The organism is Nostoc sp. (assembly GCF_036917455.1).
Lineage (GTDB): Bacteria > Cyanobacteriota > Cyanobacteriia > Cyanobacteriales > Nostocaceae > Nostoc.
On sequence record NZ_JBALDK010000201.1, the window covers coordinates 1 to 16,381 of the forward strand.

Here is a 16,381-nt window from a genome sequence, read left to right on the forward strand (position 1 = left end):
TGTTAAATGAAGGAGGCCTTATTATTAAATGGGAGCGCAAGATTAAAAATAAAGGTAATGCTGTTTATTAAATTTAGCTGCGTAGCAGCTTATTCCTCTCCCCTCTTCCCTCTGCGTTCTCTGCGCCTCTGTGGTTCGTTCCTCCTACCCCAACCTCGGACGTATCCCATAATGCCGATACCGCCAATAATCGCGCAAAATGCGATCGTGGTCAAAACATAAATTACCAGGCACACGCCAATACTCAAAAATGCCTACACCCTTAGCATCATCCCCAGCCACAGGTTCCCCCGTAGCTGTCGCCAAAAACACAATGCTAATGGTATGCTGACGCGGATCGCGATTGGGGTCAGAATACACCAGTAATTGTTCGACTAATTCCACCTGCAAACCCGTTTCTTCCTCAGCTTCCCTTCGCGCCGCCACTTCCACAGCTTCCCCATAATCTATAAACCCACCAGGAATAGCCCAACCTAAAGGAAGATTATGTCTTTCAATTAACACTATTGGCCGATGAGGTCGATCTACTAGTTCAATGATGATATCAACTGTCGGTGCAGGATTTCGGTAAGTCATATTTATTAGTCATTGGTCATTGGTCATTGGTCATTAGTCAAGAGCAAAGGACAAATGACTAAGGACAAACAAAATGAGTTTACTTGATTTACCGTGCAAATACTGTTCCGTGATAAATTCGATGCGATTGGCTTTGCCACTGCCCCTTGGGCAATCGCATAGCGTGTCCATCAGATAATTGCTCCCTCTCATAATTCAGGTTATTTATGCCTTTTCCTAGATCCAGTGGTATTTTGCTGCATCCTACATCCTTTCCTAGTCGATTTGGCGTTGGAGATTTAGGCTTAGAAGCCTATCGCTTTATTGATTTTCTCAAAGATAGCCATCAACAATATTGGCAAGTTTTACCCCTGGGCCCCACTGGATACGGTAATTCCCCGTATATGTGCTACTCGGCTATGGCAGGAAATCCCCTGCTGATTAGCCCAGAAAAACTGCGAGATGAGGGTTTACTAACTGAAGAAGACTTTGCTAACTTACCAGGATTTCCAGAACATAAGGTAGATTTCGAGCAGGTTGTGCCGATTAAGATTGGGTTACTGAAAAAAGCCTGTGAACATTTTAGAACCAATGCTACACCTATCCAGCAGAAAGAGTTTGAAGGTTTTTGCGATAGTAAAGCCTATTGGCTAGATAATTACGCCTTATTTATGGCGCTAAAAGATGATAACGAGAATGCAAACTGGCACGCATGGAAGCCAGAACTTGTCAAGCGTGATCCACAAGCAATGGAGCAAGTACAGGAGCGGCTTAACGGAGAGATTTTTTATTATAAATTCATCCAATTTGAGTTTTTCCGCCAGTGGTCAGACCTGAAAAACTACGCCAATATGCGCGGCATTGATATTATTGGCGATATCCCCATCTACGTAGCTCATGATAGTGCTGATGTGTGGGCGCATCCCGACATCTTTTGCTTAGACGAACAAACGGGAGAAGCTGCTCAAATGGCGGGAGTCCCACCAGATTACTTTAGCGCCACTGGTCAATTGTGGGGCAACCCGGTTTATAACTGGGAAGAATTGCAAAAACAAGACTTTAAATGGTGGATACAACGCTTTGAGGCAATGCTGGACTATGTAGATATAATTCGTATTGACCACTTCCGGGGCTTCGAGGCTTATTGGTCAGTACCCAAAGGCGAAGAAACTGCTATGAATGGCAAATGGGTGGAAGCACCTGGAGACGCTTTTTTTGAAGTTATTAGGCAGAAGTTGGGCAAGCTACCCGTCTTAGCAGAAGATTTAGGAGTGATTACACCAGAGGTAGAAGCACTGCGAGACAAGTATGAATTTCCTGGGATGAAGATTTTGCAGTTTGCTTTTGGTTCTGATCCCGAAAATCCGTTTTTACCATTTAACTACCCAAGAAATGCTGTAGTTTATACTGGCACTCACGATAATGACACGACTGTAGGCTGGTTCAACTCAGCTAACGACAATGAAAAACATAACTTATGGCTTTATTTAGGTTGTATCAGTTCTGAAGGTATCCAGTGGGATTTGATTCGACTAGCTTTGAGTTCCATAGCTAATCAAGCGATTATTCCTTTGCAAGATATCTTGGGATTAGGAAATGAAGCGCGGATGAATTTTCCCAGTGTTGCTGAGGGTAACTGGGAGTGGCGCTATCAACCAGGAGCCTTGAGAGAGGAATTAGGCGATCGCTTAAAAGTTCTGACCAGACTTAATGGACGCGCCCCGCAACAAAATTGAGGAGTAGGGAAATGAGGCTAGAAGGGTAGTAGCAAAAGACAAGGCAGACAAGGCAGACAAGGTTGAGGGAGGAGTAAATGCCTCCTTTTACCTCCTTGTCTCGTTGTCCCCCTCATCCTCGTCATCTCCCCCAGTCTTTTTTTTCAATTTTGTTAGCGAGTCCGCAATCGTCATTTTGAATTTTGAATTTATTTCTCCCTCATCTCAAAACTTAGGCTTGGCAGCAATCCTAACTTCTTCCTCTTTTCCTGGCTCTCCCATTTCCTTGGCTTTCTCTTGATTGACGCTCATTAACACACCACCAGCATTATCAGTTTTTACTGTCAGTTGCTCTTGAGCTTTCCAAGTCCGGTGAGTTCCCTCTGGGAGAATACCCTCAAACTCGGTTTTGCCATCAGCTATGACGCGAATCCAAGATGACGCTTTCAAAGTCACACCAATTTGTACAACCTGTCCCTGTTGTCTACCGTTAAGGGGATCGCTGACGGGTTGAACTCTTAGTGAATCTTTTGGTTGGGTTGGCTCTGGTTTAACAATGGACTTTTGTTTTGGGTATGGTTGGTTTTGGCTATTACTTGCTTGTAGTACTGCGTCATTTAATAACTGAGATAAGCCATTGACAGAGCATACAATTAGCAATATGTAAAGAAAGTAAAGATGAATCGGACGTAGTTGATTAATGGGTGAAGTATTCCCCATTCCTTGAGGGTTTACTTGTGCAGAACTAATGGGAAAAGTGCCAGAGAATTCTACTCCATTCAAGCCCAGTGCATCAGCAAATTGCCTGATAAAACCCTGAATATAGACTGGTTCTGGCAGATCGTTTAAATTACCTTCTTCGATCGCCTGCAATAATCGCTGGGGAATTCTGGTTAATATAACCACTTGCTCTAGAGATAAGCCTTGTTCTTGACGCAACGCCCAAAGTTGAGCGCCCAATTCTGCTAACTTTTCGGACCGTTGTTGCTCTAACGAAATTGATGGCTGGTGATTATTTTTCTTTCTTAGCCATTTCATGCCTGCTGACACTCCTTAACTCCACTGAATCTTTAGTAGGTTGCGTTATCCGATCTTGCAAAAAGTGAATCTCATAATCGTTGAGGGAACGATATTTACCCTCTGACAATAAGGGTTCTTTTGGAGTTTGTAATTGAATGGGGCCGATAGCAGTTCGATGCAGCTTGATTACTGGGTATCCTAACTGTTGGGCTATGCGGCGAATTTGGCGATTTCTTCCCTCCTGCAAGACTATTTCTAAAAAGCTTTGCTCGGCACGACGTTCTATTAGATGTACCTTAGCAGCCCTGGTTTTTCTACCCTCCAACACCATACCCTCACGCCACATTTGCAATACTGCTTCTGGGGGATGTCCTTTGACTACAACATGGTATGTCTTGGAAATACTGTGGCGGGGATGGGTTAGTCCAAATGTCAGATTTCCGTCATTTGTGAGAATTAATGCTCCCGTAGAGTCTGCATCTAAACGCCCAACTGGGTGAATACCTGAACCCTCCCGTAATTCTTTCGGTAGTAGATCCAGGACTGTTTTTCTTCGGTGAGGGTCATAGCAAGTAGAAACTACTCCCGCAGGTTTATGCAGCAATAGATATATTAAAGCCGGACGCTGCTTTTGGGATATAGTTTTACCATCAATTGCGATCGCATCTTTTTGGGGATCAACTTTTTGACCCAAATGCGCCAATACTCCATTGATTCGCACCCGTGAGTGCCTAATCATTTCTTCAGCTTCACGACGTGAAGCGATGCCCCATTGAGCGATAATTTTTTGTACCCTTTCCTCCATCTGGAATTACTTATTTACTGTTAACAATTAAATGATATTTGCATTTTGTAGCGAGTAGGCAGAAATGTTACATTTAAGACTTGTTTAATATTCTGTCCGGTTATTGAGCAAATACTCATAAACAAATTGGTTAGATGGCAGAGCAAAATTCCCCAACAAGAGATGCAAATAAAATCCGTATAATTACTCAGGTACTCACCAAAGCCCTAAAGCTCTGGTTAAGAGCGCAAGTGAGTCAAATATCAGAATTAAAGGTGGAGATTAAAGCAAGCGATCTCCAACTTCTTTCTGGGCGCATCCCCTTGGTATCTATTTTTGCTTCTCATGCAGTTTATCAAGGTCTCCTAATTACACAAATTGAATTAACGGCAGAAAATATTCAGATAAACATTGGCTCCGTACTCAGGGGAAAGCCCTTACGACTGTTAGAAACAGTATCAGTGGTTGGCGACTCGATCGTAGACGAGAAGGATCTGAATGCTTCTCTCTCATCTGATTTATTATCGACTGCTTTGAGCGATTTTCTGGTTAAGGTTTTACCAACACATTTCCCAAAGTCAGAACCAATTAATTGGCAAGAAATTATTCTTGATAACAATCAAATTATACTGCGAGGTTTGAGAGTCACCAATAGTGAAACAACGCCTCTAGAGATTTCTCTGGGTGGCTTACAGTTACTCAGTGGTCATGAGTTGCAACTGGCACAAGTAAAAATTAAGCCTAACCAGGGAGATATATTAGAGGGCGATCGCCAGTACAATCTGGATCTTGGCTCAGATGTCGATATCCAAGAACTAACGCTAATCCCAGGTAAGCTAGTGTGTCGGGGGCGGATTAACGTTAATCCTTGATGATGAAAAATTAAAAATATCCTATCCTAATGTGAGTTCGACAGGGGAGCAACGCGAAAAAGTGAGATCCTCGTGAAAAGAGCAGGGGAGGCAGGGGGAGCAGGGGGAGCAGGGGGAGTGAAGAGAAAACTTTAGTCTTTTTTACGACCTTTATAGCTATAAATACACTTATTTCTTTCTCTTCCCCTGCCTCAAGAGCATCCCCTGCTCCCCCTGCTCACAAAATCGCATTGCTCCCGTTCGACACGATGAATTGACTGTGATAGGTGGTTAAGATGCTACACGTTTCTATAGTAGCGGCAACAGTAGTGTCACAAAATAATAAACCAAAGGTGCTGTGAAAATATAACTATCAGTACGGTCTAAAATACCACCATGACCGGGAATTAATTGTCCAGAATCTTTGACTCCAGCATCGCGCTTCAGCATAGACTCGGTAAGATCCCCTAAAAGACTAGCAATACCAATTAGTAAACCCAATGCTAAACCAGTAAACGGGGATCTGGGCAAGTGTAAATAATAGGCTCCTGCTATAGCTACAGCAACACTCGAAGTAATGCCAAAGACAGCACCTTCTACAGTTTTTTTCGGGCTAATATCAGACAGACGGGTTTTCCCAAAGAATTTGCCAATGGTGTAAGCGCCAATATCGGCTGCCCAAATACACAAAAAAGTCAGCATTGTTGCTGTAAAACCTTGTGCTAAGGAAGCAGAATTTGCCTTTTCCCAGAAATCTGCCCAGGTTGTGGGCCAGTAACCTCCGAAAGGGAGATTGCTAAAAATAGCACTATCAATTGCTCGTAACCGCACCCAGTAACTCGGCAAATAACCTACGTAAAATAGCCCCATTATAGAAGCGGAAACGTCAGCGATCGTGGCAAATTTGGGCTGAAATAACAGGTAAAAACAAATGAATGTACCAGCTAAAGGCATCACAGCGTCAGCTAAACTGCCATCAATGGTACAAATTACTAGCAAAACTAGGCTAACAGCCATAGTGGTTTTGGCAGCTGGAGCGATACCTCTGGCTCGCACCAAATTAAAATATTCCTGTTGACCCAAAAAGATGACAACTGCAAACATGATGGTAAAATACCAACCGCCCAAAAGGCTAACAGAAAGAGCAAGAGCGATCGCAACAATTCCACTAATAATCCGAGACCAAGGCATAGAAGTATTGGGTACTGGGTATTGGGTACTGGGCATTGGGTACTGGGCATTGGGTACTGGGTATTGAGTATTGGGTATTTGGAAAACTCCTAGTCCCTAGTCCCTAGTCCCCAGTCCCCAGTCCCCAGTCCCTACTCCCCAGTTCCTAATCCAGTTTCTCACCACTGAGGATAAAAATGGGATCAACGGCGGTAAAGGTTTGAGAGAAGCCGCGCGTCTCTAAGCGGTTAACCGCAGACTGCACTACTTCAATATTCCTAGCCCTTAACAGAGAAAAGCTTTGAGAAATAGCATACAGACTTTCTAGATTAGCAGCTGTGGCTACAACCCGACCCGATGGTGGCAAATAATGCCATGCTGCTTGCAGAATTTCCTGAATAGGTCTTCCTCCCTCGATACAAATACGGTGAGGAGCAACCTTAAGGTTATGTAAACACTTTGGGGCGCTACCTTCAATGACTTCGACGTTTTTCACTTCAAAGCGATCGCAGTTACGTTTGATCAGATTAGCTACTTCTTCATCCCTTTCGATAGCGATAATCTGACCTTTTGGACACAATAGCCCAACCTCTACGGGAATTGTACCTGTACCTGCGCCAATGTCCCACAAAACAGAATCTGATGTTAACCGCAGTTGGGCAATTAACAGTAGTCGGACTTCTCGCTGGCTCAGGGGAATTCCTGGCAAATGCTCGAATAAGTCATCAGGAATACCAGGGGTAATATAAGGCCAAAGTTGGGAAGGCATAGAATTACGCAATTATACTAAAAATATCGATTTGCCAAAATTGGAAAGTCATAATCTCTAAAAACTTTTCAAACGTAGCATTATAAGAAACCATAATGATTGGCGAAATATTAGCCGAACGCTATGAAGTTCAGCAGCTATTAGGTAAAAAAGCAGGGCGGCGAACACTTGTAGCTCGTGATTTGAATACTCAGGAATTAGTCGTTATCAAGTTACTCTCTTTTGGTGGTGACTTTGAATGGGACGATCTCAAGCTGTTTGAGCGAGAAGCTGAAACTCTAAAATCTTTGTCATATCCCTTAATACCTCGCTATTTAGACTATTTTGAGGTAAATTCAGCGACAATTAAAGGATTTGCCCTAGTACAAACTTATATCCCAGCAAAAACTTTAGAGCAATACTTCCAATCTGGGCGGACTTTTACCGAAGCAGAAGTCAAACAGATAGCCAAAGCACTTTTAGAAATTCTCATTTACCTACATGGGTTATATCCGCCTGTTATCCATCGCGATCTTAAGCCTAGCAATATTTTATTGGGAGAGCGTTCAGGTAACAGTGTTGGTCAAGTTTACCTGGTAGATTTTGGTTCGGTGCAAACTGTCCTCGCTACCGAAGGTGGAACTAGGACTCTGGTGGGAAGCTATGGCTATATGCCTCAGGAGCAATTTGGCGGTCGCACTGTCCCCGCTTCCGATCTTTATAGCTTAGGTGCAACTTTAATTTATTTAGTGACGGGTACTCATCCAGCCGATTTACCCCAAAAAGATTTTCGGATTCAGTTTGAACAAGTGGCTAATGTCAGTCCTGGATTGACTCGCTGGTTGAAGTCGATAACTGAACCCAGTTTAGAACGGCGTTTGGGTTCTGCCCATGTTGCATTAACAGCTTTGGATAAACCGCAAATTGAAAGCACTAGAACTTTAAGTGTTAGCCAACCATCTGGTAGCAAAATTCAACTGAGCAAAAATCAAGATGCTCTAGAAATTATTGTTCCACCTCGTTTGCATTCATCGCTATTTTTTATAGGTATGTTTGCTACCATTTGGAATTCATTTATCCTTTTTTGGACAATTTGCGCTCTCTCAACCCCTTTTCCTGTAAACATTCCCTTTGCTTTGTTCTCACTTCCCTTTTGGGGAGTGGGTTTGTCAATGGTTCATACCGTTTTGTTTAATCTTTATGGACGTTTTCGACTGCATATAAATCAGCAGAAAATTGCCTTAACCCATGAATTATTGGGATTTAAATTTCACCGTCCCTGTCAATTGCCTAGAGAAAATATCATCAAGTTGGTTTATGTGCCAACACACCATACAACAGACGATGAGGGCAAACGAATTCAAGTGCCGGCGGGATTAGATATTTGGGTAGGAGTACAAAAATATAAGATTAGTACTAGTGGTATTAACCATACTAGTGTTAAGGGTGTTACCCATTGCTTCATCTCTGAAGCGGAACTAGAGTGGCTAGCTCACGAATTAAGTGATTGGTTGGATATCCCAATTAAGCGAGAATAAATAAAATGAAGAAGATATTAGAAATGCTCGTGCTGAAATAGCAAACGCAAAAATTAACGATACTATATCTTGGGATGAATCCAAGAAAGAAACCGCTTAAAAATTATTGAGAGGAAATGTCTATGTTTGGACTAGGATGGCCAGAAATCGCTGTAATTACCATAGTCGCTATTCTAATTTTTGGCCCGAAAAAAATTCCCGAACTGGGTACTGCACTAGGCAAAACCCTACAAGGTTTTAAGGAGGAGATGAAAACCCCCAGTGATGAAACCAATCCAGAAGAAGAAAAACAATAGTCAAGAGTCAAGGGTCAAAGACTTTGTAAATGCTGAATTTTAGACTCTTGACTTTTCACTACAATAGTGTATTGACTACAGAAGAAGGTGCAATCCCATTTGGGGAATCGATAGCAGTTGTGCCAGTATTTTGTTGATGTGTCTCTTCCTTAGCTAAACCACGCAGCTTAATTAACTTAATAGCCCTAGTCACGCTTTCTGGTAAAATTACCACCAGGCTCTTATCAGGAGCCATATCTAAGCCTTTATTGATGGCTTGGGTTTCATCCAAAATTGATTCATAGCGGCTATCAGGCTTCACCTGGGTGATGCCTTGAATAATTAACTGGGCGGCTGAACCCCGTAAACGTCCCCGTGTGTCATCATCTTCTTTGATGATGATGTAATCAAAGATTTGTGCTGCTAACTTGCCCAAAGTCACAAAGTCTTCATCGCGGCGATCGCCAGGGCCACCAATTACGCCAATCCGTTGTCCTGTAGTCCAGTTCCGTACAAAGGAACCTACAGCTTCGTAACTGGCTGCGTTGTGGGCATAATCTACTAAAGCGTGGTAGTTGCCTAAATTAAATAAATTCATTCGTCCCGGCGTTTGACTAACTGAAGCTCGGAAGGTCTTCAAACCAGCACGAATCTGCTCAATTGTGACGTTTTGCACGAATGCTGCCAAACTTGCAGCTAAAGCATTGGCAATCATAAACGGCGCACGTCCGCCCATTGTTAAAGGTATATTTTCTGCTCTTTCTATCCTGTGTGTCCAATCACCTTTAACAATTGACAAATAGCCACTTTCATATACTGCGGCGACTCCACCCTTTTGGATGTGCTTTCGCACCAATTCTGAGTCGGGGTTCATGGTGAAGTAAGCAATATTAGCCTTGGTTTTTTCTGACATAGCGGCGACGCGGCGATCGTCGGCGTTCAGTACCGCGTAACCATCAGGGAATACGGCTTCAGCTACTACACTCTTGAGGTTAGCTAACTGCTCAATGGTATCGATATCGCCTATCCCTAAGTGGTCGGCGGCTACATTCAAGACCACTCCCACATTTGCGGCTTCAAAGCCCAATCCAGAGCGGAGAATACCACCACGCGCCGTTTCCAGTACCGCTACTTCCACAGTAGGATCTTGGAGGATGACGTGGGCACTTTGAGGGCCTGTATTGTCGCCAGCTTCCACTAAGTAATCACCGATATATGTTCCGTCAGTAGTGGTATATCCAACCACTTTACCCGTCTGTTTATAAATATGTGCGAGTAGTCGGGTAGTAGTGGTTTTACCATTAGTACCAGTAATGCTGAGGATGGGAATTTGGTTAGATTGCTCGTTGGGAAACAGCATATCCATCACTGCGCCGGCGACGTTGCGGGGAATACCCACGCTTGGAGCAACGTGCATCCGAAAGCCAGGAGCGGCGTTAACTTCGACAATTACGCCATCCACTTCCCGCAGAGGACGGCCAATATCCGTAGTAACGATATCGAGTCCCGCGATATCTAAGCCGATAATCTTGACTACCCGTTGTGCCAACCACAGATTTTCTGGGTGAATTTCATCGGTACGGTCTACGGCGCTACCACCTGTACTTAAGTTGGCTGTTGCCCTGAGATAACAAATAGTACCCTTGGGTGGAACGCTATTTAGGGTATAGCCTTGCCTTTCTAATAGTTGATAGCTGGTGCGGTCTAATTCAATCTTGGTCAGGACATTATCATGTCCTTCACCGCGATTTGGATCGAGGTTTGTTTCCTCAATCAGTTCGGAGATGGTGGATCTGCCATTGCCAATGACGTGAGCCGGGACACGTTCAGCTACTGCGACTACTTTGCCATTTACCACCAGCACCCTGTGGTCGCGCCCAACGTAATATCTTTCAACGATAATTGACCGGGAAACCTGTCTAGCAGCTTCGTAGGCAGCTTCGGCTTCTTCCCAAGTTCTGATGTCAATGGTGATCCCACGTCCATGATTGCCATCGAGTGGCTTGACAACGATGGGATAGCCGCCAACATATTCAATGGCTTGTTCCAAATCGTCTAAGAAGTTGATTACTGTACCTCTGGGTACTGGCGCACCAGCCGCAGCGAGGATACGTTTAGTGGCTTCTTTGTCGCAAGCTAGTTCTACGCCCAAAATACTGGTATTGTCAGTCATTGTGGCTTGCATCCGCTTCTGGTTCACGCCGTAGCCTAGCTGAATCAAAAAGCGGGCTTCTAGGGGCATCCAGGGAATACCTCTTTTTTCTGCTTCTTTGATGATCGCTTCAGTAGAAGGGCCTAAAGAAGCTTCACGGGTGAAGTCTTTCAGGTCTTGGATATCTTGCTCTAGTTCTGCCTTGGGATAACGGCCTCGATCAACGATACTCTGGCATAGCCTGACTGCGGCTCGTCCAGCGTAGCGTCCCGCCTCCTCATTCTGGTACTCAATTACTACTTGATAAATTCCGGGTGTGGCAGTTTCGCGGGTGCGACCAAAGCCAACATGCATACCAGCTAATTCCTGGAGTTCTAGGGCTACGTGTTCTACGATATGGCCAATCATAGTGCCTTCTTTGACTCGCATCAAAAAACCACCACGACAGCCAGGCGAACAATAATGACCCTCCAGACTCGGCAGCGCCTCAACTAGTCCTTCATAAAAGCCAGGGATTTCATTCGAGGGCGACTCGGCAAGGGTTTCTAAATCGAGGCGCATGACGATCAGCTTGTGGCGTCGAATGCTCCAATAGTTTGGGCCGCGTAAGGTCTGGATCTTGAGGATTCTCATGGGAATAGGTAGATGGAGATTCGGAACCAAAATTCTAGTTTCTTACTGAAATTGACCGCTAAACTGTTTGCAACGAACAGTTTTTTCTTTTTACATAGTATTCTCATCATTTTTCTACAACAAGAAATAAATGTGCGGTCAACCGATTTTAGATTTATGATTTTGGATTAAAAGAGACAATTAGGGTACTTAGCTCTGGTAATTTTAGATTTACGATCGCCTAGCGTCAACGAGTCATCAAGAGGTTTTTAGATTTGTTTCGCCCACTTTCTGGCAGCATCTGCCGAAAAGCTCTTCTTTTTCTAAAATCCGTCTTGAAAAGTTTGCTACCGAGGGAAACCCTCCTTACAACTTTTCGCAAAATCCAAAATCTAAAATTTGTGGTCAACGTCAGTGTAACCTCAGATACTCTATCCCGTCAGCTGGATATCCGGTGTACGGCAGGCAATACAGTGCGCTGGTACAGGTGGAAGCGATCGCCGTAGCTGAGGATATGGAGACGTAAATTATGTACGGTTAATGGTTCATTAGCACCAACATGAGGTTCGTTGGTGTGGGTGGCTTCAGTAGGGTCGACAATGGTGACACTGCCTTTACCCATAACTTGTAACCAACCATCCCGTTCAAACACTGCACAAGTATCTTCGTCAATGCCAATGCCTAAGCGATCGGGGTGAGCTGCGATCGCACTTATCAGCCGCCCCATCCGATTCCGGTTGTGAAAATGTTGGTCAACGATTACTTCAGGAATAAATCCCAAACCCGTTGCCATATCGACTAAAGAACGATTTGGCGACTCTCCACTCCCGCCGCCAGCAATCATGTGATGCCCCATTACTGCCGCTCCGGCACTGGTGCCTGCTAACGTCAGTTGCCCTGCCCTCACCCGCTGCCGAATAATTTCCATTGCTGGCGTATCTGCCAATACGCCACAGAGACGCAGTTGATCTCCTCCTGTCAAAAATACTCCACTACAGGCTTCTAAGGATGCTTTGATTTGAGAGGCTTCACACTGTTCGCGTTCGCGGATGTCTAGAATTTCTACCTTTTGGGCACCCATTTCTTCAAAAATGCGAATGTACCGACCACCGATAATGGCAGGTTCGCGAGAGGCAGATGGAATAATTGTAATATAAGCCTTACTAGCACCGGCACGTCCAAAAAAAGTTCGTAGGATTTCGCGCCCGTGAACTTTGTCTTCTGCGCCTCCGATAACCAGAACGGCGGTTTTAGTTGCTTGGGGTGTCCTCATTTCTAGCGATTTAGCTTGTAATTGCGGCATTTTGTTTCTCCTGTCAACAACTTCAGGTGAATTTAACAAGGATCAGTTGCCTGATGATTTTTGCGCTTTGCAACTTTCGAGAGGACACTTTTTGGAAGTTTTGAAACTGGGCAGCCACTCTCCGAATTCTCGCTTAACGCTCGCGTTGCCTCAGTCTAAACGTCTTTGTTCCCATTCTTCAAAGCCAGGGCCTTGTTTTTCACCTGTCCACTTGCAGCAGGGCAAAATAGTCTTTAGGGGGCTAGATTCCCCCTCTAAGGCTGGGGACGAGCAGGCAAGACTACGCTTTTTTCTGAGGCTGGCTCGATGCATCCTGGAAGTTGTTAACTCGATCTGATTATTAATTTAAATGTACTTGTGACAACATTTAAACATAAATTAAGTAATTAGAAAAACTTTTGATCCCATCTAAAATCCAAGAGTCCTGGTAGTTTTAGATACTATTGATAAAGTTTAACTGGAGTTTGACTCGACCTTTGCTTGGCGGTGTTTGCTAGACATCCAAATTTAAGATTAGTGTCCTCGAATACGAATAACTGTGCGCTTTGATATAGTTACACTTTTTCCTGACTGTTTTCACTCTGTTCTCAATTCTGGGTTACTGGGTAAAGCCTTAGCTAAACAGATTGCCGAAGTGCATCTGGTTAATCCACGGGACTTTACCACTGATAAGCACCGCAAGGTGGATGATGAACCCTACGGCGGCGGTGTGGGGATGCTAATGAAACCAGAACCGATTTTTACGGCTGTAGAGTCGCTGCCAACTCTTCCCCGAAGAGAAGTAATTTTGATGAGTCCACAGGGTGAAACAATTAATCAACCTCTTTTGAAAGAATTGGTGACAAATTATGACCAGTTAGTAGTTATTTGCGGGCATTACGAAGGAGTGGATGAGAGGGTGCTGCATTTGGTAACTCGGGAAGTGTCTTTGGGCGATTTTATTCTGACTGGCGGGGAAATTCCAGCAATGGCTTTGATTAATGGTGTAGTGCGACTAATACCAGGAACCGTGGCCAAAACCGCATCCCTGACAGCAGAAAGTTTTGAAGAAGGGTTATTGGATTATCCCCAATATACTCGTCCTGCCAATTTTCGTGGTTTGAAAGTGCCTGATGTCTTGCTCAGTGGCAATCATGCAGCGATCGCTAAGTGGCGTTACGAGCAACAAATTCAAAAAACCCGCGATCGCCGCCCTGATCTGCTAGAGAAATGGGAGCAGGGGGAGTAGGGGAGGCAGGGGGAGCAGGGGAGCAGGGGGTAGGGAGAGGAGAATAACTCCTGACAAATGACAAATGACAAATGACAAATGACAAATGACAAATGACAAATGACAAAAATTCGTATTGGTAACGGCTACGATATTCACCAACTGGTGAGCGATCGCGCTTTGATTTTAGGTGGAATTCAAATTCCTCATGAACTGGGTTTATTAGGACACAGTGACGCTGATGTGCTAACGCACGCGATTATGGATGCCATGCTTGGGGCATTATCTTTGGGGGATATTGGTCATTATTTTCCGCCTAGCGATCCCCAATGGGCGGGGGCAGATAGTTTAGTACTATTAACTCAAGTACATCAACTAATTTGCGATCAAGGCTGGCAGATAGGAAATATTGACTCGGTGGTAGTAGCAGAACGTCCAAAATTAAAGCCGCATATTAACAAGATGCGCGACAAATTAGCGGCGATTTTAGAATTACAACCAAATCAAATTGGCATCAAAGCTACCACCAACGAAAAATTAGGCCCCGTTGGCCGCGAAGAAGGGATATGTGCTTATGCTGTTGTCTTGCTAGTTGCTTCCGAATGACTTTTATTTTAGCCTCCGATAAGGATATTGAAGACTGATTAGGATGGAAATAAATTTGAAATTATGAAATTTTTTAGCAACATACTTGTGGCAATCAAATATTTTTGGTTGCCAATAATTCTGACTTTAACAACAGCACTTACAATTACCGCATGTAATCCCACTAACTTCAAAAGTGCATCCGCTAAAGTGCCGCAATTGGTAAGCGCCATTCTCAGCGATCCTAAAACTTTTAATTATCCTCTTAGTCAAGAATCTCCAAATGTTTTTCCTCTAATTTATGAGGGGCTAATTGGCCAAAACCCGATAACTGCTAAAGTCGAACCAGCCTTAGCGGAATCCTGGCAAATTTCCGATGATAAATTAAAGATTGTTTTTACTCTACGCCAAGGGTTGAAATGGTCTGATGGTCAGCCGCTAACAGTAGATGATGTGGTGTTCACCTACAACAATATCTACCTTAACGAAGCGATTCCTACAGATGTGAGAGATGGCTTGAGGATTGGTGAAAGTCGGAAGCTACCCACTGTGCAAAAAGTGGATGAACGTCGAGTTGAGTTTAGCGTACCAGAACCCTTTAGACCTTTTCTGCTGAGTACTGGTTCTCCAATTTTGCCTGCTCATGTACTGGAAAAATGGGTAAAAACGAAAGACCAAGATGGAAAGCCGACTTTTCTAACACAATGGGGCGTTGATACTCCTCCCGACCAAATTATTGTCAACGGCCCTTACAAAATAGAACGCTACGACACGAGTCAGCGTGTATCCTTCCGACGCAACCCTTACTACTGGCGTAAGGATGCTCAAGGCAATTCCCAGCCTTACATTGAACGGGTAATTTGGCAAATTGTGGAATCTACAGATACCTCCTTGCTGCAATTTCGTTCTGGTGGATTAGATACTGTGGCAATATCGCCAGATTACTTTTCTTTGTTAAAGGTACAAGAAAAGCAGAGTCATTTCACCATTTATAATGGTGGGCCAACATCCAGTACATCGTTTGTTTGGTTCAATCTCAACAAAGGTAAAAGGAATGGAAAACCACTGGTCGATCCAGTTAAGTCTCAGTGGTTCAATAATGTGCAATTTCGGCAGGCTGTAGCTTATGCAATTGACCGCCAAACGATGATTAATAACACTTTTCGCGGCTTGGGTGTAGCGCAAAATTCACCCATTTCTGTGCAAAGTCCCTATTACCTTTCTCCTAAAGAAGGGTTAAAAGTTTACGACTATAATCAGCAAAAAGCTAAGGAATTGCTACTAAAAGCAGGATTTAAGTACAACAACAATCAGTTAGTAGATGCTCAGGGAAATCGCGTCCGTTTTTCTTTGCTTACCAATGCTGGAAATAAAATCCGTGAGGCAATGGGATCGCAGATTAAACAAGACTTGAGTAAAATCGGTATTCAAGTTGATTTCACCCCGTTGGCATGGAATACTTTTACTGACAAAATTTCTAACTCATTGGACTGGGAAGCATCTTTAATGGGTCTGACTGGCGGATTAGAACCGAATGATGGTGCTAATGTTTGGGCACCTGAAGGCGGATTACACATGTTTAATCAGAAACCACAAGCAGGACAAAAGCCAATTCAGGATTGGGAAGTTGCTCCTTGGGAAGCAGAAATAGGGAATCTTTACATTCAAGCTGCACGAGAATTAGACGAAGCTAAAGTTAAAGCAATTTATGCCGAAACACAGAGAATTACTCAAGAAAATTTACCTTTTATTTTCCTGGTTAATCCTTATTCCATGTCAGCCGTGCGTAATCGTTTTGAAGGCATAAAATTCTCTGCCCTGGGTGGTGCATTCTGGAATATTGAACAAATCAAAGTAACAGATTAG

The 16,381-nt window shown here is 43.9% G+C and carries 14 protein-coding genes; 7 read left to right on the forward strand and 7 right to left on the reverse strand.

The window, feature by feature from the left end; genetic code table 11:
• Positions 1-144: 144 nt before the first annotated feature.
• Positions 145-576 (reverse strand): NUDIX hydrolase, encoded by a 432-nt coding sequence (locus V7K42_RS21250; RefSeq protein WP_334919324.1) that lies wholly within the window; start codon positions 574-576, stop codon positions 145-147.
• Positions 577-782: 206 nt separating this feature from the next.
• Here V7K42_RS21250 and malQ point away from each other — a divergent pair, with 206 nt between their 5' ends.
• Positions 783-2,291, forward strand: coding sequence for a 4-alpha-glucanotransferase (gene malQ, locus V7K42_RS21255; protein ID WP_334919325.1), 1,509 nt, complete (start codon positions 783-785; stop codon positions 2,289-2,291).
• Between the two features lie 204 nt (positions 2,292-2,495).
• On the opposite strand, the gene V7K42_RS21260 is transcribed toward malQ, so the two are convergent.
• Positions 2,496-3,308, reverse strand: a complete 813-nt coding sequence (locus V7K42_RS21260; protein WP_334919326.1) for a helix-turn-helix domain-containing protein — start codon at positions 3,306-3,308, stop codon at positions 2,496-2,498.
• Positions 3,283-4,095 (reverse strand): pseudouridine synthase, encoded by an 813-nt coding sequence (locus V7K42_RS21265; protein ID WP_334919327.1) that lies wholly within the window; start codon positions 4,093-4,095, stop codon positions 3,283-3,285. Before V7K42_RS21265 ends, V7K42_RS21260 begins: the two co-directional genes overlap by 26 nt.
• Positions 4,096-4,229: 134 nt before the next feature.
• Between V7K42_RS21265 and V7K42_RS21270 the strand changes: the two genes are divergently transcribed.
• Positions 4,230-4,946, forward strand: a complete 717-nt coding sequence (locus V7K42_RS21270; protein WP_334919328.1) for an LmeA family phospholipid-binding protein — start codon at positions 4,230-4,232, stop codon at positions 4,944-4,946.
• A 288-nt stretch (positions 4,947-5,234) separates the two neighbouring features.
• Here V7K42_RS21270 and V7K42_RS21275 read toward each other — a convergent pair whose 3' ends face one another.
• Positions 5,235-6,116 carry a phosphatidate cytidylyltransferase gene (locus V7K42_RS21275; protein ID WP_334919408.1) on the reverse strand — a complete coding sequence of 294 codons (882 nt, stop codon included), beginning with the start codon at positions 6,114-6,116 and terminating at the stop codon, positions 5,235-5,237.
• Positions 6,117-6,261: 145 nt separating this feature from the next.
• Positions 6,262-6,864 (reverse strand): precorrin-6Y C5,15-methyltransferase subunit CbiT, encoded by a 603-nt coding sequence (gene cbiT / locus V7K42_RS21280; protein ID WP_334919329.1) that lies wholly within the window; start codon positions 6,862-6,864, stop codon positions 6,262-6,264.
• 95 nt (positions 6,865-6,959) lie between these two features.
• Here cbiT and V7K42_RS21285 point away from each other — a divergent pair, with 95 nt between their 5' ends.
• Complete coding sequence (locus tag V7K42_RS21285; RefSeq protein ID WP_334919330.1) at positions 6,960-8,381, forward strand: serine/threonine protein kinase; 1,422 nt, start codon at positions 6,960-6,962, stop codon at positions 8,379-8,381.
• 122 nt (positions 8,382-8,503) lie between these two features.
• Positions 8,504-8,677, forward strand: a complete 174-nt coding sequence (locus V7K42_RS21290) for a Sec-independent protein translocase subunit TatA/TatB (protein WP_334919331.1) — start codon at positions 8,504-8,506, stop codon at positions 8,675-8,677.
• A 58-nt stretch (positions 8,678-8,735) separates the two neighbouring features.
• On the opposite strand, the gene cphA is transcribed toward V7K42_RS21290, so the two are convergent.
• Positions 8,736-11,441, reverse strand: a complete 2,706-nt coding sequence (cphA, locus tag V7K42_RS21295; RefSeq protein ID WP_334919409.1) for a cyanophycin synthetase — start codon at positions 11,439-11,441, stop codon at positions 8,736-8,738.
• A gap of 418 nt (positions 11,442-11,859) precedes the next feature.
• A complete protein-coding gene (locus tag V7K42_RS21300) occupies positions 11,860-12,723 on the reverse strand; it encodes a cyanophycinase (protein ID WP_012412065.1) in 864 nt (287 codons plus the stop codon).
• Positions 12,724-13,261: 538 nt separating this feature from the next.
• Between V7K42_RS21300 and trmD the strand changes: the two genes are divergently transcribed.
• From trmD to V7K42_RS21315, 3 genes are all read left to right on the forward strand, one after another.
• A complete protein-coding gene (gene trmD, locus V7K42_RS21305) occupies positions 13,262-13,951 on the forward strand; it encodes a tRNA (guanosine(37)-N1)-methyltransferase TrmD (RefSeq protein ID WP_334919332.1) in 690 nt (229 codons plus the stop codon).
• A 99-nt stretch (positions 13,952-14,050) separates the two neighbouring features.
• Positions 14,051-14,536: a 2-C-methyl-D-erythritol 2,4-cyclodiphosphate synthase gene (gene ispF, locus V7K42_RS21310; RefSeq protein WP_334919333.1), complete on the forward strand. Its 486-nt coding sequence runs from the start codon at positions 14,051-14,053 to the stop codon at positions 14,534-14,536.
• A gap of 63 nt (positions 14,537-14,599) precedes the next feature.
• Positions 14,600-16,381: an ABC transporter substrate-binding protein gene (locus V7K42_RS21315; protein ID WP_334919334.1), complete on the forward strand. Its 1,782-nt coding sequence runs from the start codon at positions 14,600-14,602 to the stop codon at positions 16,379-16,381.